Here is a 19,428-nt window from a genome sequence, read left to right as displayed (position 1 = left end):
CGTCGCGCAAGTCGCCGTCAGGCGGTCACGGCACGCGGCTCGACCCGTCCGTCGCAGTACGGGGCGGTGTGCATGGGCATCTCGGTCAGGCCCGGGAAGTAGACGTGCAGGCTGACCGCCGGCTCGAGCGCGTCGTTGACGACCTCGTGCACGTAGCCCGGCGCGAAGACCCTCTGCGCGCCGGCGCCCAGCACGCGCGTGCCGCGCTCGGTGCGCTCGGTCAGCGTGCCGTCCAGGACGGTCAGCACTCCGGAGGAGCGGCCGTGGTCGTGCAGTCCGCTGCTCTGCCCGGGAACCCAGGACAGCAGCCACACCTCGTAGCCGGGACCGGTGCGCAGCCGGTGGTACCAGCGCGTCGTCGCGTCGTACTGGACGAGGTGCTCCCACTGGGAGCGGTCGGCGGCGATGGAGCGGGCCAGGCCGACGAACTCGGCGACGGTGGCCGGGTGTTCGCGCTGAGCCTGCAGGAGATGCGGGACTTCGAGGATGTCGCCGGCGATCTGGAGGTCGCTGTCGCTGTTCATAGGGGTGCGGTGGTTCCTCGGCGGAGAAGAGTGGGGGCTGGGTGTCGCGTACCGTCCGCCCGGGTCACGGGCGAGAGGGGTGCCCGGGTCCGGGCGTGGGAACAAGCAGCCGAGTCACAGGGACTCAGGATCAGCTGGAACGCGTCGGGCTCAACAGCTGGAACAGCAACAACAGCTACAGCGAGCGCGGGCAGCACCGGGGGACCCGGCAGTGCGGGTCGAGGTGAGCGCCAAGTTCGCGAGCATGCCCACAAGGACACCGGTTTACACCTCCGGTGTCAACTCGACGGCCGCTATGTGGGACCGCTTCACCTCATCAGGGTCATCTCTCAGGTGAAAGGTTTGTGCAGGCCCTCACCGGGACACATGGCGCACATGCCGGGCGCGCAAGCCTCGTTGCGATCCCGTGATCCGACTGTGATCCGGTTCGTTTCCGCACGCGTGTCGGAACGGGATCGAACCCCTGGGCGTCCTTCCCCGTACAGGCGCTGTGCGGGGCCGGTGGCCCGTCGGGGCCTCATCTGCTTGCCAAGGTTTATGGTGATTTGAACACTTACCGCGCGGCCTTGGTTCCGCAGAGTGAATAAGGGGCCCAATAGCAGATCTCGGCTTGACTCGCCCGGAGCAGCACACTTGTAATTTCACTCGTGTCGTTCAGCCGAAAACGGTAACGGCCACGTCACGGGGACTGCGAAAAAGACAGAGCGAGGGGCGCACATGACCGAGCTGGTGCAGCAACTGCTGGTCGACGACGCGGGTGAGGAACTCGGCTGGCAGGAGCGCGCACTGTGCGCCCAGACCGACCCCGAGTCCTTCTTCCCCGAGAAGGGCGGCTCCACCCGCGAGGCCAAGAAGGTCTGCCTCGCCTGCGAGGTCCGCTCCGAGTGCCTCGAGTACGCCCTCGCCAACGACGAACGCTTCGGTATCTGGGGCGGCCTGTCCGAACGGGAGCGCCGCCGGCTGAAGAAGGCCGCCGTCTGAGCGGCCGCGCAGGTACGGCCGGACATCGCCCGTACACATCCGCAGGACGGTGCGCGCGGCCCGTCGCAGGTGGGGTTGTCCACAGGCGGCGGGCCGCCGTCATGCCCAGCCGATAGTGTGGTCGCTCGTCCGAGACGCCCCGCCGCCCCCACACGGCGCAGGCGTCCACCGCAGTCCATCGAACCGGGGCCCGTACCTCGATGTCCGTGCACAGCCACACGGCAGCCCAACACGACGCTGCCACACCTGAGTTCCCGCGCCATGTGGTGACCGCGGTCCTCGTCTCCCACGACGGTGCCCGCTGGCTGCCCGACGCGCTCGCCGGGCTGCTCGGCCAGGAGCGACCCGTCCAGTCCGCCATGGCCGCCGACACCGGCAGCGCGGACGACTCCGCCCAGCTGGTCGCCGACGCCCTGGGCGCCGACCGCGTCCTGCACCTCGCCCGGCGCACCGGATTCGGCCAGGCCGTCGAGGAGGCCAACCGCACGGCCCCCGTCCTCACGCCCGAGGAACTGCCGTACCTGAAGCGCCCCAGCGGCTGGGACCCCGTCACGCGCACCTGGCGCGACGACGCCTACGACCTGCCGGACCTCCCGTACGGCGAACCGATCCAGTGGCTGTGGCTGCTGCACGACGACTGCGCCCCCGAACCCGACGCCCTGGCCGAACTGCTGCGCGTCGTGGACAACGAACTCGAACTGGGCCGCGACGACGTGGCCGTCGTCGGCCCCAAGCTCCGCGGCTGGTACGACCGCCGCCAGCTCCTCGAGGTCGGCGTCACCATCGCCCACTCCGGCCGCCGCTGGACCGGCCTGGACCGCCGCGAACAGGACCAGGGTCAGCACGACCACGTCCGTCCCGTGCTGTCCGTGTCCACCGCCGGCATGCTCATCCGCCGTGACGTCTTCGAGGAACTCGGCGGTTTCGACCGCCGCCTCCCCCTCATGCGTGACGACGTCGACCTGTGCTGGCGCGCGCACGCCGCCGGCCACCGCGTCCTCGTCGCCCCCGACGCCGTCGTACGACACGCCGAGGCCGCCTCCCGCGAGCGGCGCACGGTCGACTGCGCGGGCCGCACCACGGCCTCCCCCCACAAGGTCGACAAGGCCGGCGCCGTCTACACCCTCCTCGTCAACAGCCGTACGGCCCTGCTGCCCTGGATCCTCGTCCGCGTGGTCCTCGGCACGCTGCTGCGGACCGTCGCCTACCTCGTCGGCAAGGTGCCCGGACAGGCCGTCGACGAGATCCGCGGTCTGCTGGGCACGCTGCTGCGGCCCGAGAAGATCATCGCCGGCCGGCGCAGGCGCGGCCGCCCACAGGTCGACAAGGATGAGCTGCGGGCGCTGTTCCCGCCGCCCGGCGCGACCGTGCGGGCCACCGTCGAGCAGGTCGCCGGCGACTTCTTCGGCGCCTCCGACGCCGAGACCACCACCGGCGCGGGGCGGCACGGCGGCGCCATCGAGTCCGGTCCCGGCGGCGACGACGCCGACTTCCTGGAGATCGAGCAGTTCGCCCGCCTCAAGCGCATCGCCCGCAAGCCCGGCCCGGTGCTCTTCCTGGTCCTGCTGCTCGTCTCCCTCATCGCCTGCCGCAACCTCCTGGGCGGCGGCGCGCTCGCGGGCGGCGCCCTGCTGCCCGCACCGGCCGACGCCTCCGAGCTGTGGTCGCGCTATCTGGACGCCTGGCACCCGGTGGGCGCCGGCGGCACCCCGTCCGCGCCTCCCTACCTCGCGATCGTCGCGCTGCTGGCCTCCCTGCTGTTCGGCTCGACCGGCCTCGCCGTCACCGTCCTGCTCGTCTGCTCGGTGCCGCTGGCCGGCTTCACCGCCTACTTCGCCTCCCGCCCACTGGTCGCCTCCCGTCTCCTGCGCGCGTGGGGCGCCGTCGTCTACGCCTTCCTGCCCGCCGCCACCGGCGCCCTCGCCGGCGGCCGTATCGGCACCGCCGTCCTGGCCGTCCTGCTGCCGCTCATCGCGCGCGCGGGCATCGCCGCGAGCGGCCTGGCCAACTCCTCGGGGGCGCGCGGCAGCTGGCGGGCCACCTGGGCGTACGCGCTGCTGCTGACGATCACCACCGCGTTCACGCCGATCGTCTGGCCCATCGCCCTGGTCCTCGGCCTCGCCGTCCTGGCCGTGCGCCGCACCGACGTCCTCGCCTACGGCCCGCGCCTCCTGGCCCAGCTCGGCACGCCCCTGCTGCTTCTCGCGCCCTGGTCGCTGTCGCTGCTGCCGTTCGGCTTCTTCACCGAGGCCGGCCTGGAGTACGGCCCCTCGGCGGCCTCCGCGCTCGACCTGCTCGGCGCCAGTCCCGGCGGACCCGGCACGGTCGACGGACTGATGCTCATCGGTATCGTGCTGGCAGCGCTCGCCGCCCTGCTGCGCTCCGAGCGCCAGTCCGGTATCTGGACGGCCTGGGCGGTCGCCCTGGTGGGCCTCGTCTTCGCCGTCCTGTCCAACAGCTCCGCCTGGGCCGGCCCCGCCACCCTCGTCTACGGCATCGCCCTGCTCGCCGCCGCCGTCCTCGGCGCCGACGGCGCACGCGCGCGTGTCGCCGAGCAGAGCTTCGGCTGGCGCCAGCCGGTCGCCGCCCTCATCGCCTTCGCGTCGGCCGCGGGCCCGCTGCTCGTCGCCGTCGGCTGGATGCTCGGCGGGGCCGACGGCCCGCTGGAGCGCCGCGACCCCGTCCAGGTGCCGGCGTTCGTCGCCGAGGACGCCGGCAACCGCGACCAGGCACGCACCCTCGTCCTCGACAGCGACTCCGCCGCCCACGTCGGCTACATGCTGGTCCGCGGCTCCGGCGCCCGCCTCGGCGACGCCGAACTCGCCGCGGCCGACGGCGAGAACGCCACCCTCGACAAGGTCGTCGCCCACCTCGTCGCCGGCTCCGGCGGCGACCAGAGCGACCAGCTCGGCAAGTTCGCCGTGCGCTACGTCCTCGTGCACAAGGGCGCTCCCCGCGAGGTCACCCGCGTCCTGGACGCCACGCCCGGCCTGAAGCGGCTCAGCCAGCAGGACGGCAGTGCCCTGTGGCGGGTCAACCAGGAGGTCTCCCGCGCGGCCATCGTCACCGAGTCCGGCAAGGGCACCGCCACAGCGGTCGCCGCGGGCCCCGTCGACATCCACACCACCGTCCCCGACGGCTCCGACGGCCGGATCCTGCGCCTGGCCGACGCCGCCGCAGACGGCTGGACGGCCACCCTGGACGGCAAGCCGCTCACCCCCACCACCGTCGACGGCTGGGCCCAGGGCTTCGAACTCCCCGCCTCTGGCGGAACGCTGGACGTCACCTACGACGACCCGTTCACCCACACCGCCTGGCTGTGGGCGCAGGGCTTCCTCGCCCTCGTCCTCGTCGTCCTCGCCCTCCCCGGCCGCCGCCGCGACGTCGACGACGACCTCCCCGAGGAGCAGCCCCTGCCCGCCCAGGCCACCGCCGGCGAGGGCCGCCGCGCCCGCCGTCTGCGCGCCCAGGCCGAGTCCGAGGAACCCGCCTTGGACGAGGAACTCCCGTCTCCCGCGCAGGAGGAGACCCCGGTCGCGGTGCCTCAGCAGCAGTCCTACGGCATGGGGGTGCCCCCGGGCGAGGACGTTCGAGCCTGGGGGAGGGACACGCCGAGCCACGCGGGCACCGAGTACGGCGGCTACGGCAACGAGCAGTATCAGGGCGCCCAGCAGCAGTACCCGGCGGGCACCTACGACCAGGCGGCCTACGACCCCTACCAGGCCGGCCAGTACGACCCGTACGCCTACGAGGGCAGGCCCGAGGCCGCGGCCGCCTACGACCAGGCCTACCAGCAGGGATACGACCCGTCGTCCTACGGCCACGGCGGCTACGACCCCGGCTACGACCCGGACCCCCAGCACCCCCACGGCACCGGCAGCGAGCGCCCCGACGGGAGCCAGCAGTGAAGCGCACCACCCTGTCCCTGATCGCCGGCACGGCCGCGCTCGCCGCCGTCACCGGCTTCGCCACGCTCACCGAGCCGGCGGCCGCCCCCGGCGCGGACACCGCCAAGGCGGCCGCCGTCCTGCCCGTGGAGCGCACCAGCCTGCTCTGCCCGGCGCCCAGCAGCTCCGATATCGCCGAGACGACGTACACGTCGTTCACGCCCGTCACCAAGGGCACGGGAAGCGACGGCACGGCCGAACTCCAGTCCGCCCCCGCGGAGTCGGCCGCGGCCGGGAGCGCCGCGGACGGTAAGAAGAAGACGGCGGCCAAGCCCGTCCTCACCCCCAAGGCACCCGGTACGCCCGTCACCGGCGACACCTCCGGCGGCGACGCGCCCGCGCTCGTGGGCACCGCCGAGGGGAAGTTCGCGCCCGGCTGGACGGTCCAGGAGACCACCCAGGTCGCCGCCGGCACCGGCCGCGGCCTGCTCGGCGTCACCTGCACCTCACCGGACACGGAGTTCTGGTTCCCCGGCGTCAGCACGGCGGCCGACCGCACGGACTACGTCCATCTCACCAACCCGGACGACTCCGCCGCCGTCGCCGACATCGAGCTCTACGGCAAGGACGGCGCCGTGGCGACCACGGTCGGCGAGGACATCACCGTCCCGCCGCACTCCAGCGAGCCGATCCTGCTGTCCACGCTCACCGACGAGAAGCAGGACGACCTCACCGTCCACGTCAACGTCCGCAGCGGCCGTGTCGGGGCGGCCGCACAGGCCCTGGACGACAAGCTCGGCGGGGACTGGCTGGCCCCGTCCACCGATCCGGCGGGCAGCCTGGTGCTCCCCGGCATCCCCAAGGACGCCACGGCCGTCCGCCTGGTCGCCTTCACACCGGGAGACGCCGACGCGGATCTGAAAGTCCAACTCGCCTCGCCCTCCGGCCTGATCACCCCGGCCGGGCAGGAGACGCTGCACGTCAAGGCGGGCATGACGACCGCCATGGATCTGGGCGACATCACGCGCGGGGAGGCCGGTTCGCTGGTCCTGACCCCCACCGACCGGTCCGTGCCGGTCGCCGCCGCCGTACGAATCGTGCGCGGCAAGGGCGACAAGCAGGAGTCGGCGTTCATCCCCGCCGCGAGCCCGGTCGGCACGCGCGCGTCCGTCGCCGACAACACCGCCAAGGGCTCCACCCTCTCCCTGACCGCCCCCAGAGGCACCGCGAAGGTGAAGGTCACCGCCTCGGCGGGCACCGGGGGAGGCACGGCGGCCTCCAAGACGTACACGATCAAGTCCGGCACCACCCAGGACGTCGAACTGCCCGTCCCCACAGGCCTGAAGGGCACCTACGCCCTGACCGTGGAACCCCTCACCCCCGTCCCCGTCTACGCCTCCCGCACCCTGACGACCTCGGTGGACGACCTCCCGGCCTTCACGATCCAGACGCTGCCGGACGACAGGGGAACGGTGTCGGTACCGGAGGCGGACGAGGATCTGACGGTGCTGCAGAAAAGCAGCGGGTGAAGACCGCCCACCCGCGGCTCGGTCCTCGCGTCCCTCAGTCCTCCCCGTATCGGGGATCCACCGTCTCCGGAGTGAGCCCCAACAACTCCGCCACCTGCTCCACCACAACCTCGTGGACCAGCGCGGCCCGCTCGTCGCGCCCCTTGGTGCGAATCTCGACCGGCCGCCGATAGACGACGACCCGCGCCCGATGCCCCTCCCGCGCGGGCATGGTCCCGCCCAGCGGCACCGCCTCGTCGTTCCACGGCCCCGCGGCCCCGTCCAGCCGCGGCACCTCCAGCACCAGGAAGTCGATCTCGGCGAGCTGCGGCCACCGCCGCTCCAGCCGCTCCACGGAGTCCTGCACCAGATCCGCGAACACCTCGGCGCGGCTCGCGGCCAACGGCACCTGAGGGGGTGCGATCGGTCCCCGCATGCCCCGGCCGTGGCGATCACGACGACGGGGCCCGGGGCCTGCGGCACGGGGCGGTACGGGGCTGTCCATCACTACTGCAGCGTAGTCCCCGCCGCGCCCGGCCGCCCGGCCCCACGCAGCAACCTCGCCACCGTCCGGCCGCTCCGCACGGCATGTCGCAGGATGACCATTCCAGCCAAGGTTGGGCTCGATTCCGTATCTCTCCGAGACCGACGAACTCATGGCAATTGATGGTGTTTGTGCCGTGTGGTGACCGGACCGTGTGGCCTTCCTTGTCCCAGGGGCTGGCGTTCATGCAGGTCAGCGGGGTATGACTGGAGTGGTCTGTGGGGCGTTTCACAACACGACACGGTGGAGTGACCTGGTGGAGAGTCGTCGCGGCCCGCTCAAGAGTGCGGTACCGTCCAACGTCGTGAGCCCTGTACGTCGCTGTTCGCGAACCGCCTGCGGCCGACCCGCCGTCGCGACGCTGACGTACGTCTACGCCGACTCGACCGCGGTCCTCGGCCCGCTCGCCACCTACGCCGAACCCCACTGTTATGACCTGTGCGCCGAGCACTCCGAGCGCCTCACCGCCCCGCGTGGCTGGGAGGTCGTCCGCCTCCTCGACGGTTCGGCTCCCGCGCGCCCCAGTGGCGACGATCTGGAAGCGCTTGCCAACGCCGTCCGTGAAGCGGCCCGCCCGCAGGAACGTGCAGCCGGGGCCGGCGGCGGAGGCCGGGGGGCGGACCCGATGGAGGTCGCGCGCCGCGGCCATCTGCGGGTCCTGCGGTCGCCGGACAACTGAAGCCCTGCGTCGCGAGGGCTGACGCACACCCGTTGACGCGCCGTTGGCACGGACACGACGGTTCCGTTCGGCGGGGATTGTAGAAATCGCTTTCCATGTGGCGGGGGCACGGCTGCCCTGCCACGTCCAGGAACCGCAACCCCTCGCGGGCCCGCTCGCCGCCCGCCCTTGTGGTGGCCCTGACCCTCGTGCCGGCCTGCCCCTGGTCGCCGTGGCCTCGGTGTCGGCCCGTCAGACCCCGCTGCCGGCCCTCGTCGTGCCCCTCGTGCTGGCCGGCCCGGTGGACGGCCGGTGAGGTCTGCGCGAGGTCTGGCTGACCGCCCTGGTGTGCGGAATCGCCTTGGCCGTCGCCCAGTTGGCCGCCTCCCACTCCGTCGCCGCGTAACTCGCCGACATCGGCGCCGCCTTGGCCCGGCGCGGGCGCCCTGGTCGCCGTACCGCACGCGCGCGTGCCCGCCCCGAGGCGGTCCGCGCGTCCGCGGTGACGGGCGGCACGCTGCCGAGGGCGACCTGCGCAAGGTGCTGCCCTGGAGCATCGGCTCGCTGCTCGTGAGGTGCCTCATCGTGGTCGGCCGGAAGCCGACCGGTACGGGACTGGATGCTTCCGTAGGGGCGGCCCGGACCTGAGGTCACGCGGCGGATCGCGCGTGAGGTCACGTCTGTGGGCCGGACACGGCGGACCCCCGGCGGGCTGTCGGTCGCGCCGGGTAGTTTGTGGTGACTCACAGGACTTTAAGGAAGGTTTGGCCGTGGCTGCTGATCTGTCGCAGATCGTGAAGGCGTACGACGTACGCGGGGTGGTCCCGGACCAGTGGGACGAGTCGCTGGCCGAGCTGTTCGGGGCTGCCTTCGCCCAGATCACCGACGCCCGGGCGATCGTCGTCGGCCACGACATGCGCCCCTCCTCGCCCGGCCTGTCCGGCGCCTTCGCCCGCGGCGCGGCGGCACGCGGCGTGCACGTCACCGAGATCGGCCTGTGCTCCACGGACCAGCTGTACTACGCCTCGGGCGCGCTGAACCTGCCGGGCGCCATGTTCACCGCCTCGCACAACCCGGCGCAGTACAACGGCATCAAGCTGTGCCGCGCGGGCGCGGCCCCGGTCGGCCAGGACACCGGCCTGGCGGAGATCCGCGAACTCGTCGAGTACTGGACGGAGTCGGGCGCCCCCGAACCCGCCCCGACCCCGGGAACCATCACCAGGGCCGACACGTTGGACGATTACGCGGCGCACCTCCGCTCACTCGTCGACCTGACGTCCATCCGCCCCCTGAAGGTCGTCGTCGACGCGGGCAACGGCATGGGCGGCCACACCGTCCCCACGGTCTTCGCCGGCCTGCCCCTGACGTCGGTCCCCATGTACTTCGAGCTGGACGGCACCTTCCCGAACCACGAGGCCAACCCCCTCGACCCGGCCAACCTCGTCGACCTGCAGAAGCGGGTCCGCGAGGAGGGCGCCGACCTCGGCCTCGCCTTCGACGGCGACGCGGACCGGTGCTTCGTCATCGACGAACAGGGCGACCCGGTCTCCCCGTCCGCGATCACCGCTCTCGTCGCCGCCCGCGAACTCGCCCGACACGGCGGCGAGGGCACGATCATCCACAACCTGATCACCTCCTGGACCGTCCCCGAGGTCGTGAAGGAGAACGGCGGCACCCCCGTCCGCACCCGCGTCGGCCACTCCTTCATCAAGGCCGAGATGGCCCGCACCGGCGCGATCTTCGGCGGCGAACACTCCGCCCACTACTACTTCAAGGACTTCTGGAACGCCGACACCGGCATGCTGGCCGCCCTCCACGTCCTCGCCGACCTCGGCGGCCAGGAGTCCCCCCTGTCCTCCCTTGTCGCCCAGTACGAGCGCTACACCGGCTCCGGCGAGATCAACTCCACCGTCGACGACCAGGAGGCCCGCATCGCGGCGATCAAGGCCGCGTACGGCACCCGCGAGGGCATCACCCTCGACGAACTCGACGGCCTCACGGTCACCTCCGAGGACTGGTGGTTCAACGTCCGCCCCTCCAACACCGAGCCCCTCCTCCGCCTGAACGCGGAGGCACGGGACGAGGCGACGATGCGGAAGATCCGGGACGAGGTGCTGGCGGTCATCCGGGACTGAGGAGCGGCTGGGCGAGGGGCTCGAGGGCGCGCCCACCGAGCGGGGCCTGACCGGCCCCGCAGCCTTGCGGGAGTGACGCGACGGGGTTCCGCCTCCGACCCGGGGCGAATCCCCTGGCGGGGGCGAAGGGGCAGAACCCCGGGGAGGGGAACGGGCAAGGGCGGCAGGGCGAAACCCCCCCGACGGTCACCCCAACACCCCACCCCCACCAGCGGTACGCTGACCAGGCACATCCGTACAACCCCACAACCGAAGGGACACCCCATGCCGCTCGAAGCCGGCCTCCTGGAGATCCTCGCCTGCCCGGTCTGCCACGCCCCCCTCAAGGAGCAGGACGCCGAGCTGATCTGCACCGGTCAGGACTGCGGCCTGGCGTACCCCGTCCGCGACGGCATCCCCGTCCTCCTCGTCGACGAGGCCCGCCGCCCCGCGTAAGGGCGGCCCCGGCACGCAGCCCCGACACCGCGCCCCACCCAGGGGTGACCACGGCAGCGCAGGGAACACCCCACCCCAGGCAAACCCGGCACCCCCGGCGCCCGCACACCGACGACGACCCGGCGATCGGAGAACTGACGCCATGCTCGACGAATCGCTGCTCGACACGCCGGAGGCCCTGGCCGAGGCGGACCACCGCGCCCTCCTGCGCGGAGCGGCCGAAGCCGGCGCCCGCGTCCGCACCGCGGTCCGGCACGCCACCGAGGCCGGCGTCCACCAGCTCAAGCCGGACGGCCGCCCGCGCGCGATCCTCATCGCAGGCCCCGGCGCCGCCGCCATCTGTGTCGCCGACCTCCTCGGCACCCTCGCCGGCGCCGCCTGCCCCGTCATCCGCCTCGCCCCCACCGGCGTCGCCCCCGCCGCAGGCGCCCTGCGCTGGGAACTCCCCGGCTGGGTCGGCTCCGTGGACCTCCTCCTGATCGCCACCCCCGACGGCACCGAACCCGGCCTCTGCCTCCTCGCCGAGCATGCCTACCGCCGCGGCTGCACCGTCGTCGCCGTGGCCCCCACCCGCTCCCCGCTCACCGAAGCGGTGACCGCCGCCCACGGCCTGTTCGTACCGCTGGCGACCGCGCCGTACGAACACGACGAGCAACCCCCCGTCGCCGCGTCCGCACCCGGCGTCCTGTGGGCCCTGTTCACGCCCCTCCTCGCGCTCCTGGACCGCATCGCCCTGCTCTCCGCCCCCGCGGACGCGCTCGAGAAGGTCGCCGATCGCCTCGACCACATCGCCGAACGCTGCGGCCCCGCCATCGCGACCTACAGCAACCCGGCCAAGACGCTGGCCGCCGAACTCGCCGACTCGCTCCCCGTGATCTGGACCGAGGGCACCTCGGCCGGCCCCGCCGGCCGCCGCTTCGCCGCCGCGCTCGCCGAACTCTCCGGCCGCCCCGCCGTCGTCTCCGAACTCCCCGAGGCCCTCTCCTCCCACAGCGCCCTGCTCGCCGGCCCCCTCGCCGCGAGCGCCGACCCGGACGACTTCTTCCGCGACCGCGTCGAGGAACAACCCGCCCTGCACGCGCGCGTGGTGCTCCTGCGCGACCGCCCCATCGGCGGCCTCACCGCCGCCCCGGCCGCCCGTGACCTGGCCCTCAGCCACGACACGCCGATCAGCGAACTCGAACCAGAGGCCGGCGACGAACTCGTCAGCCTCGCCGAACTGATCGCCATCACGGATTTCGCCGCCGTTTACCTGGCGCTCGCCTCGGGATCCTGATCTGGCGACCGAACGTCCGCAGACAGACGACGCCCCTCGCGGACACCCGCCGACAGACCCTCGCAGCGCCCCGACCGCCGCGGGCCGCCGCGACAGACCGACAGACAGGCAGAGACACCACCATGGACCGCCTCGACAACACCGTCCGCCCCTACGCCTGGGGTTCCCCGACCGCGATCCCCGGCCTGCTCGGCGTCGAACCGACCGGCGAACCGCAGGCCGAGATGTGGATGGGCGCCCACCCGGGCGCACCCTCCCGCACCGCCCGGGGCACCCTCGTCGAGGTCATCGAGGCCGACCCGGAGCGAGAACTCGGGACCAAGGCGACGGCCAGATTCGGCCCCCGCCTCCCCTTCCTCCTCAAGATCCTCGCCGCCGGCGCCCCCCTCTCCCTGCAGGTCCACCCCAACCTGGAACAGGCCAAGGAGGGCTACGAGGACGAGGAGCGCCGCGGCATCCCCGTGGACGCCCCGCACCGCAACTACAAGGACGCCAACCACAAGCCCGAACTCATCTGCGCCCTCACCGAGTTCGACGGCCTCTGCGGCTTCCGCGCCCCCGTCCAGGCCGCCGACCTCCTCGACGGCCTCGGCGTCGACTCCCTCAAGCCGTACGTCGACCTCCTGCACGCCCACCCCGAGGACGCCGCCCTGCGCGAGGTCCTCACCGCGATCCTCACCGCCGACCCCGAGGAGATGGCCCACACCGTCGCGGCCGCCGCAGCCGCCTGCGACCGCCTCGGCGGCGACTACGCCCCCTACGCCGGCATCGCCCACCACTACCCGGGCGACCCCGGCGTCCTCGCGGCCATGCTCCTCAACCACGTCCGCCTCCAGCCCGGCGAAGCCCTCTTCCTCGGCGCCGGCATCCCGCACGCCTACCTCAGCGGCCTCGGCGTCGAGATCATGGCCAACTCCGACAACGTCCTGCGCTGCGGCCTGACCCCCAAACACGTCGACGTCCCCGAGCTCCTGCGCATCGTCCGCTTCGAACCCGGCGACCCCGGCGTACTGCGCCCCGAGGCCACCCCGGACGGCGAGGAGGTCTACGAAACCCCCATCGACGAGTTCCGCCTCTCCCGCTACGTCCTCCCGGAGGGCACCGCCCCTCACGACCTCACCCTCCCGACCCCGCAGATCCTCCTCTGCACGGCAGGCTCCGTACACGCCGGCGACCACACCCTGACCCCCGGCCACTCCGTCTTCGTCCCCGCGGGCGAAACAGCCGAAGTGTCCGGAGCCGGTACGGTCTTCCGGGCCACCGTCGTCGCCTGACGCATCCCACTCGCCCCTCCGGGCACACGGATGGCGGACCGGGCTGCAACAATGACCCACCGCAAAGGACGGGCAAAGCCGACGACGGCACCAGCGCCCCGAGGACGACCCCCAGGACGAAGGGACCACGCGAACACATGAGCGCGTCAGGCGGCACCAAGGCGATCGTGGCGGCACTCGTCGCCAATCTCGCGATCGCGGCATCGAAGTTCGTGGCGTTCGCCTTCAGCGGCTCGTCGTCCATGCTCGCCGAAGGCGTCCACTCGCTCGCCGACTCCGGAAACCAGGCCCTCCTCCTCGTCGGCGGCAAGAAGGCCCAGCGCGAGGCCACCCCGCAGCACCCCTTCGGCTACGGGCGCGAGCGCTACATCTACGCCTTCCTCGTCTCCATCATCCTCTTCTCGGTCGGCGGCATGTTCGCCCTCTACGAGGGCTACGAGAAGATCAAGCACCCGCACGAGATCGAACACTGGTACTGGCCGGTCGGTGTCCTGGTCTTCGCGATCATCGCCGAGTCCTTCTCCTTCCGGACGGCCATCAAGGAGTCCAACGTCCTGCGCGGCAGGAAGTCCTGGACCGAGTTCGTCCGCCATGCCAAGGCCCCCGAACTCCCGGTCGTCCTCCTGGAGGACCTGGGCGCGCTCGTCGGTCTGATCCTCGCCCTCCTCGGCGTCGGCCTGGCCCTGATCACCGGTGACGGCGTCTGGGACGGCATCGGCACCATCTGCATCGGCGTCCTGCTCGTCCTCATCGCCGTCGTCCTGGCCATCGAGACCAAGTCCCTCCTCCTCGGCGAGGCCGCCGGCGCGGAGGAGACCCAGAAGATCGAGGCCGCCATCGTCGACGGCGCCACCGTCACCCGCGTCATCCACATGCGCACGCTCCACCTCGGCCCCGAGGAACTCCTCGTCGCTGCCAAGATCGCCGTCCAGCACGACAACACGGCCACCCAGATCGCCGACGCCATCGACGCCGCCGAGTCCCGCATCCGCCAGGCCGTCCCCATCGCCCGCGTCATCTACCTCGAGCCCGACATCTACAGCGAGGCCGAGGCCGCCAAGGGCGCCGACCCCGAAGCCACCCCGGGCGGCCCGGCCCACCCCGCGGCCGACCACTGACCCTCTCTCCACCCCACGGGGCTCGCCGAACACCGGCGGGCCCCGCGGCTTTTTCCCCTCTCTCCCGCCCCTCCTCACCCTCCGTGATCGGCGTGATCTGTTCGGAGGTGGACTGGGGCCGCGCCGCGCCTCCGGTGTAGCTTGGAACGGAGCCAGACGTCGCTGCTGATGGCGGTCGGGCGGTCCCGCACGGACCGACCGAGGGAGAGAGGGCCTCCGACGGACTGCGCTGCGCGACGCGGGCATGCCTGTGTCCCTTTCGGGCACCCCTGTGTCCGCCGCCGCGCAGACCAGCCGTACCCAGACCTCGACCCAACCCCGAGGAGCAGCTCGCAATGACGACTGTCGACAACCGACAGGACTTCAAGGTCGCCGACCTCTCCCTGGCCGAGTTCGGCCGCAAGGAGATCACCCTCGCCGAGCACGAGATGCCGGGCCTCATGGCGATCCGCAAGGAGTACGCCGCCTCCCAGCCCCTCGCCGGCGCCCGCGTCACCGGCTCCCTGCACATGACCGTGCAGACCGCCGTCCTCATCGAGACCCTCGTCGCCCTGGGCGCCCAGGTCCGCTGGGCCTCCTGCAACATCTTCTCCACCCAGGACCACGCGGCCGCCGCCATCGCCGTCGGCCCCGACGGCACGCCGGACAACCCCCAGGGCATCCCGGTCTTCGCCTGGAAGGGCGAGACCCTGGAGGAGTACTGGTGGTGCACCGAGCAGGCCCTGACCTGGCCGGACAGCCCCACCGGCGGCCCCAACATGATCCTCGACGACGGCGGCGACGCCACCCTCCTCGTCCACAAGGGCGTCGAGTACGAGAAGGACGGCAAGGTCCCCTCCGTCGACACCGCCGAGAACGAGGAACACCGCGTCATCCTCGAGCTCCTCAACCGCACCATCACCGAGGGCTCCCAGAAGTGGACCCAGCTCGCCTCGGAGATCCGCGGCGTCACCGAGGAGACCACCACCGGCGTCCACCGCCTGTACGAGATGCAGCGCGACGGCGTCCTCCTCTTCCCGGCGATCAACGTCAACGACGCCGTCACCAAGTCGAAGTTCGACAACAAGTACGGCTGCCGCCACTCCCTCGTCGACGGCATCAACCGCGCCACCGACGTCCTCATCGGCGGCAAGACCGCCGTCGTCTGCGGCTACGGCGACGTCGGCAAGGGCTGCGCGGAGTCCCTGCGCGGCCAGGGCGCCCGCGTCATCATCACCGAGATCGACCCGATCTGCGCCCTGCAGGCGGCGATGGACGGCTACCAGGTCACCACCCTGGACGAGGTCGTCGAGACCGCCGACATCTTCATCACCACGACCGGCAACAAGGACATCATCCTGGCCTCGGACATGGCCAAGATGAAGCACCAGGCCATCGTCGGCAACATCGGCCACTTCGACAACGAGATCGACATGGCCGGCCTCGCCAAGATCCCGGGTATCGTCAAGGACGAGATCAAGCCGCAGGTCCACACCTGGACCTTCCCCGACGGCAAGAAGATCATCGTCCTCTCCGAGGGCCGCCTGCTGAACCTCGGCAACGCCACCGGCCACCCGTCGTTCGTGATGTCCAACTCCTTCGCGGACCAGACCCTGGCCCAGATCGAGCTGTTCACCAAGCCCGACGAGTACCCGACCGGCGTCTACACGCTGCCCAAGCACCTCGACGAGAGGGTCGCCCGTCTCCACCTGGACGCGCTCGGCGTGAAGCTGACCACGCTCCGCCCCGAGCAGGCCGCCTACATCGGTGTCGAGGTCGAGGGCCCGTACAAGCCGGACCACTACCGCTACTGAGTCCGCAGCCCCACCCGCCGAGGAGCGCACCCGTCCACGGACGCGCTCCTCGGCCAGGTCCTCCGAGGCAGGCCCCCGCACCCCCGTGTCGGGGGCCTGCCCCATTGGCCTCCGGCCGGACCGCCGCCACAAGCGCCGGCGCCGACTCGCCGAGGTGACCGGACCAGCCCGTCACACCCCAGGACCCCCATGCCCCGCGGCCGTTATTCGCTCCACGATCCGCACGATCACACCCCCCTCGCCCACGAGCACTTCCAATGCGCCCCCGGCCCCTCCGGCTGGCGCTATGTCTCCCAGCTGACCACCTCCACCGGCGATCACACCGGCTCCGTCGACCTCACCCTCGACGACCTCGGCCGCCCCCTCCGCCTCGAACTCCATGCCGGCAGCTGGCAGGTCCGCGGCGCCGCGCTCGACGGCGTCACCTGGGTCCGCACCGACCCCACCGGCACCCACGCCACGGAAGGCAACGTCCAGGCCCATGCCTTCACCGGCACATCCCCCGCCTTCCTCATCGCCACCACCCGACTCCTACGCCTCACCCCCTCCACGCCCGCGACCCGCCTACGCCTCGTCGCCTTCACCGACCCGGTCCTCGCCCCGCGCACCGTGGACCAGTCCTGGGCCTTGGTGAACAGACAAACACACACCACTGACAACGGCCCCCTGACCGTGGACGAATACCAGGTCACAGCCCTGGACACGGGCGAACAGCACGCCGTCCACATCACCGGCGACGTGGTCCTCGCGGCACCCGGCATCGAACTGGAAGACCTCGAATCGCCCCCGTCGACCTTCGACTGAGCGCGTGAACCGAACGCGAGAAGGAGCTAGGCAGGCGGCACGAACCCCGTGGCCGGACGCTCGGCCGGCGGTATCCGATCCGCAGGCGCCGCCGGCCGGCCCTGACCGGGAGGCTCCGGCGCCGCAGGCGGAACCCCGCCGACCGCACCAGACTCCTGAACGACCGGTGCACCACGAGACGGCGCACCCGCCGGACCGTGGACAGGCGCGATGCCGGACTGCCCGACACCACCCGCACCCCCGAACGCCCGCCGCGACTCCCGGACCTGCCGCTCCTGCACCACAGCCGCCAGATACGCGGCCGGCGGCACCCCCTGAGGCATCGGAACCCCCGTACGCGCCGCCAGATCCCCAGCCAAACGCTCTCCCATCGCCCACCCGACCTGCGGATCCAACTGGCTCATCCGCCCGAGGTACTGCCTGATCGCCAGCCACAGACCGTCCGGCACCCCCGACAGATCCAGCCCCGAGAACTGCCCGGCCAGCCACGGCGGCGGAGGCGGCAGGAAACCCGTCCGCGCCACCGGCACCCGCTCCCGCACCACCAGCGTCCCGGCGAAGACGTCACCGAGCCGCCGCCCACGAGCCGACACGAGCGAGGCGATGCACGCCACCACCCCCGCTGTCAGCAGTATCTCGACGACACCGAGCGCGCCCCGCACCAGTGAGTGCCGGAACCGGATCGGCCCACCGTCGTCCCGCACCACACGCAACCCGCACGCCGTCTTCCCGAGCGACCGCCCATGGCTGAGCGTCTCCACCGCGATCGGCCCACCCACCAGCACAAGCAGGAACGTGGCGATCGACACCGCGATCTGCGCCGCCTCGTCCAAGGACGCAGTGGCCATCAGCAAGCCGAAGCTCACGACGACGTAGGCCACCAGGGCCACGGTCACGTCCAGCAACGCGGCCAAGGCCCTGCTGGGCAGCCTGGCAGGCCGCAGCTCCAGCGCCACCGCCTCACCGGTCACCAGCTCACTCACGCCCGCCGTCCCTTCCCTGACCTGCCCCGACAACGGCCAGTCTGCCAAGCTGAGCGCACACGGCGCCGCAGTACGACAAGCTGACACCTACGACCGGCCGCCGAGGAAACAGCCGAGGAGCAGGCACACCGATGGACCTCGACGTCTTCGTCTCCGCCCACCGAGCCGAGTGGGACCGCCTCGACGCCCTCCTGCGCCGACGCAACCTCACCGGCACCGAGGCAGACGAACTCGTCACCCTGTACCAGCGCACCGCCACCCACCTCTCCCTCATTCAGTCCAGCGCCCCCGACCCCCAGCTCACCGGCCGCCTCAGTCAACTGGTGGCACGCGCGCGTAGCGCCGTGACAGGCACCCGACGCGCCTCCTGGCGCGACGTCACCCGCTTCCTCACTCAGGGCTTCCCCGCCGCCGTCTACCGGTCACGGCACTGGTGGGTACCCACCGCGCTCGCCTCCACCGCGATCGCCGCCCTCCTGGGCTGGTGGATCGGCACCCACCCGGAAGTGCAGTCCTCCATAGCGGCCCCCAGCGAACTGCGGGAGCTCACCCGACCCGGCGGCCAGTACGAGACGTACTACTCGAGCCACCCGGCGACCTCGTTCGCCGCCCAGGTCTGGACGAACAACGCCCAGGCCGCAGCGATGTGCCTGGTCCTGGGCGCCTTCCTGGGCCTCCCGGTCCTCTGGATCCTCTTCCAGAACATGCTCAACCTGGGCATCGGCGTCGGCCTCATGTCCTCAGCGGGCCGACTCGACACCTTCCTCGGCCTGGTCCTCCCGCACGGCCTCCTCGAACTGACCGCGGTCTTCGTCGCCGCCGGTACCGGCCTACGCCTCGGCTGGACCCTGATCGATCCGGGCCCCCGTACCCGACGCACCGCCCTCGCCGAGGAGGGCCGAGCCGCCGTGGGCATGGCCATCGGCCTCGCCCTGGTCCTCTTCGTCTCGGGAGCCATCGAAGGCTTCGTCACCCCCTCCGGTCTGCCCACCTGGACCCGCATCACCATCGGCATCGCTGCCGAGCTGGCCTTCCTCGCCTACGTCTACGTCCTCGGCGGCAGGGCTGCCCGCGCCGGAGACACGGGCGATGTCGACGCAGCCGAGCGCAGCGCGACGGTGCCGACGGCCGCCTGATGTGCGTGAACGCTTGCTGAACTGCTAGTCTCCTCTTCGCCCCACAAGAGCCGTTGACACGGAGCGCGTGGGGAGGTAGATTCGAACAGTTGCCTGGACTGGACGTGGTTCGGTCGGCAGCGAGTGAGTATCTATATGGCATCTCGGAACATCGATTCCGCAGAAGCCCCTCCCGATGAATCGGAAATGAGTGGCCGGTCAGACCGGCCTGGAACTTCTGATAAAGTCGGAACCGCCGGAAAGGAAACCGCGAAACAAAAGCGGTGGCCTGGAAAGCACCGAGGAAATCGGATCGAGAAAAGATCTGATAGACTCGGAAACGCAAGACCGAAGGGAAGCGCCCGGAGGAAAGCCTGAGAGAGTCTCTCGGGT

The 19,428-nt window shown here is 71.8% G+C and carries 15 protein-coding genes and 1 pseudogene; 13 read left to right on the top strand and 3 right to left on the bottom strand.

Features of this window, described 5'->3' with window-relative positions; genetic code table 11:
• Nucleotides 1-17: 17 nt before the first annotated feature.
• On the bottom strand, nt 18-524 hold the full coding sequence (locus IE263_RS09605) for a cysteine dioxygenase (RefSeq protein ID WP_189934411.1): 507 nt from the start codon (nt 522-524) through the stop codon (nt 18-20).
• A 717-nt stretch (nt 525-1,241) separates the two neighbouring features.
• Here IE263_RS09605 and IE263_RS09600 point away from each other — a divergent pair.
• The 3 genes from IE263_RS09600 (at nt 1,242) to IE263_RS09590 (ending at nt 6,921) form a co-directional block, all read left to right on the top strand.
• Nucleotides 1,242-1,505 (top strand): WhiB family transcriptional regulator, encoded by a 264-nt coding sequence (locus IE263_RS09600; protein WP_030792866.1) that lies wholly within the window; start codon nt 1,242-1,244, stop codon nt 1,503-1,505.
• Nucleotides 1,506-1,705: 200 nt separating this feature from the next.
• On the top strand, nt 1,706-5,413 hold the full coding sequence (locus IE263_RS09595; protein ID WP_189934409.1) for a glycosyltransferase family 2 protein: 3,708 nt from the start codon (nt 1,706-1,708) through the stop codon (nt 5,411-5,413).
• Nucleotides 5,410-6,921 carry a DUF5719 family protein gene (locus IE263_RS09590; RefSeq protein ID WP_189934407.1) on the top strand — a complete coding sequence of 504 codons (1,512 nt, stop codon included), beginning with the start codon at nt 5,410-5,412 and terminating at the stop codon, nt 6,919-6,921. The genes IE263_RS09595 and IE263_RS09590 overlap by 4 nt, the downstream gene beginning before the upstream one ends.
• 34 nt (nt 6,922-6,955) lie before the next feature.
• On the opposite strand, the gene IE263_RS09585 is transcribed toward IE263_RS09590, so the two are convergent.
• Nucleotides 6,956-7,405, bottom strand: a complete 450-nt coding sequence (locus tag IE263_RS09585) for a metallopeptidase family protein (RefSeq protein ID WP_189934405.1) — start codon at nt 7,403-7,405, stop codon at nt 6,956-6,958.
• Between the two features lie 295 nt (nt 7,406-7,700).
• Here IE263_RS09585 and IE263_RS09580 point away from each other — a divergent pair, with 295 nt between their 5' ends.
• From IE263_RS09580 to IE263_RS09545, 9 genes and pseudogenes are all read left to right on the top strand, one after another.
• Complete coding sequence (locus tag IE263_RS09580; RefSeq protein WP_187826098.1) at nt 7,701-8,123, top strand: DUF3499 domain-containing protein; 423 nt, start codon at nt 7,701-7,703, stop codon at nt 8,121-8,123.
• Nucleotides 8,124-8,313: 190 nt separating this feature from the next.
• A pseudogene (locus IE263_RS48345) lies at nt 8,314-8,613 on the top strand (L-lactate permease); the annotation flags it as partial.
• 259 nt (nt 8,614-8,872) lie between these two features.
• Complete coding sequence (locus tag IE263_RS09575) at nt 8,873-10,237, top strand: phosphomannomutase/phosphoglucomutase (protein ID WP_189934403.1); 1,365 nt, start codon at nt 8,873-8,875, stop codon at nt 10,235-10,237.
• 264 nt (nt 10,238-10,501) lie between these two features.
• Nucleotides 10,502-10,672 (top strand): Trm112 family protein, encoded by a 171-nt coding sequence (locus tag IE263_RS09570; protein WP_189934401.1) that lies wholly within the window; start codon nt 10,502-10,504, stop codon nt 10,670-10,672.
• A 142-nt stretch (nt 10,673-10,814) separates the two neighbouring features.
• On the top strand, nt 10,815-11,948 hold the full coding sequence (locus IE263_RS09565; protein ID WP_189934399.1) for an SIS domain-containing protein: 1,134 nt from the start codon (nt 10,815-10,817) through the stop codon (nt 11,946-11,948).
• Between the two features lie 122 nt (nt 11,949-12,070).
• Nucleotides 12,071-13,222, top strand: coding sequence for a mannose-6-phosphate isomerase, class I (manA, locus tag IE263_RS09560; protein ID WP_189934397.1), 1,152 nt, complete (start codon nt 12,071-12,073; stop codon nt 13,220-13,222).
• Nucleotides 13,223-13,359: 137 nt separating this feature from the next.
• Nucleotides 13,360-14,340, top strand: coding sequence for a cation diffusion facilitator family transporter (locus tag IE263_RS09555; protein ID WP_189934395.1), 981 nt, complete (start codon nt 13,360-13,362; stop codon nt 14,338-14,340).
• A gap of 335 nt (nt 14,341-14,675) precedes the next feature.
• Nucleotides 14,676-16,133 carry an adenosylhomocysteinase gene (ahcY, locus tag IE263_RS09550; protein ID WP_189934393.1) on the top strand — a complete coding sequence of 486 codons (1,458 nt, stop codon included), beginning with the start codon at nt 14,676-14,678 and terminating at the stop codon, nt 16,131-16,133.
• A 189-nt stretch (nt 16,134-16,322) separates the two neighbouring features.
• Entirely contained in the window at nt 16,323-16,937 is a 615-nt protein-coding gene (locus tag IE263_RS09545) for a hypothetical protein (protein WP_189934391.1), read from the top strand.
• 26 nt (nt 16,938-16,963) lie between these two features.
• Here the strand turns inward: IE263_RS09545 and IE263_RS09540 are convergent, their stop codons facing one another.
• Nucleotides 16,964-17,920 carry an RDD family protein gene (locus IE263_RS09540; protein ID WP_189934389.1) on the bottom strand — a complete coding sequence of 319 codons (957 nt, stop codon included), beginning with the start codon at nt 17,918-17,920 and terminating at the stop codon, nt 16,964-16,966.
• Nucleotides 17,921-18,051: 131 nt separating this feature from the next.
• Between IE263_RS09540 and IE263_RS09535 the strand changes: the two genes are divergently transcribed.
• Entirely contained in the window at nt 18,052-19,056 is a 1,005-nt protein-coding gene (locus IE263_RS09535) for a stage II sporulation protein M (protein ID WP_189934387.1), read from the top strand.
• Nucleotides 19,057-19,428: the final 372 nt, after the last annotated feature.

Source organism: Streptomyces aurantiogriseus (assembly GCF_014649375.1).
GTDB lineage: Bacteria > Actinomycetota > Actinomycetes > Streptomycetales > Streptomycetaceae > Streptomyces > Streptomyces aurantiogriseus.
The sequence above is the reverse complement of the archived record's forward strand: the minus strand, read 5'-3'. Positions and strand labels throughout refer to the sequence as shown.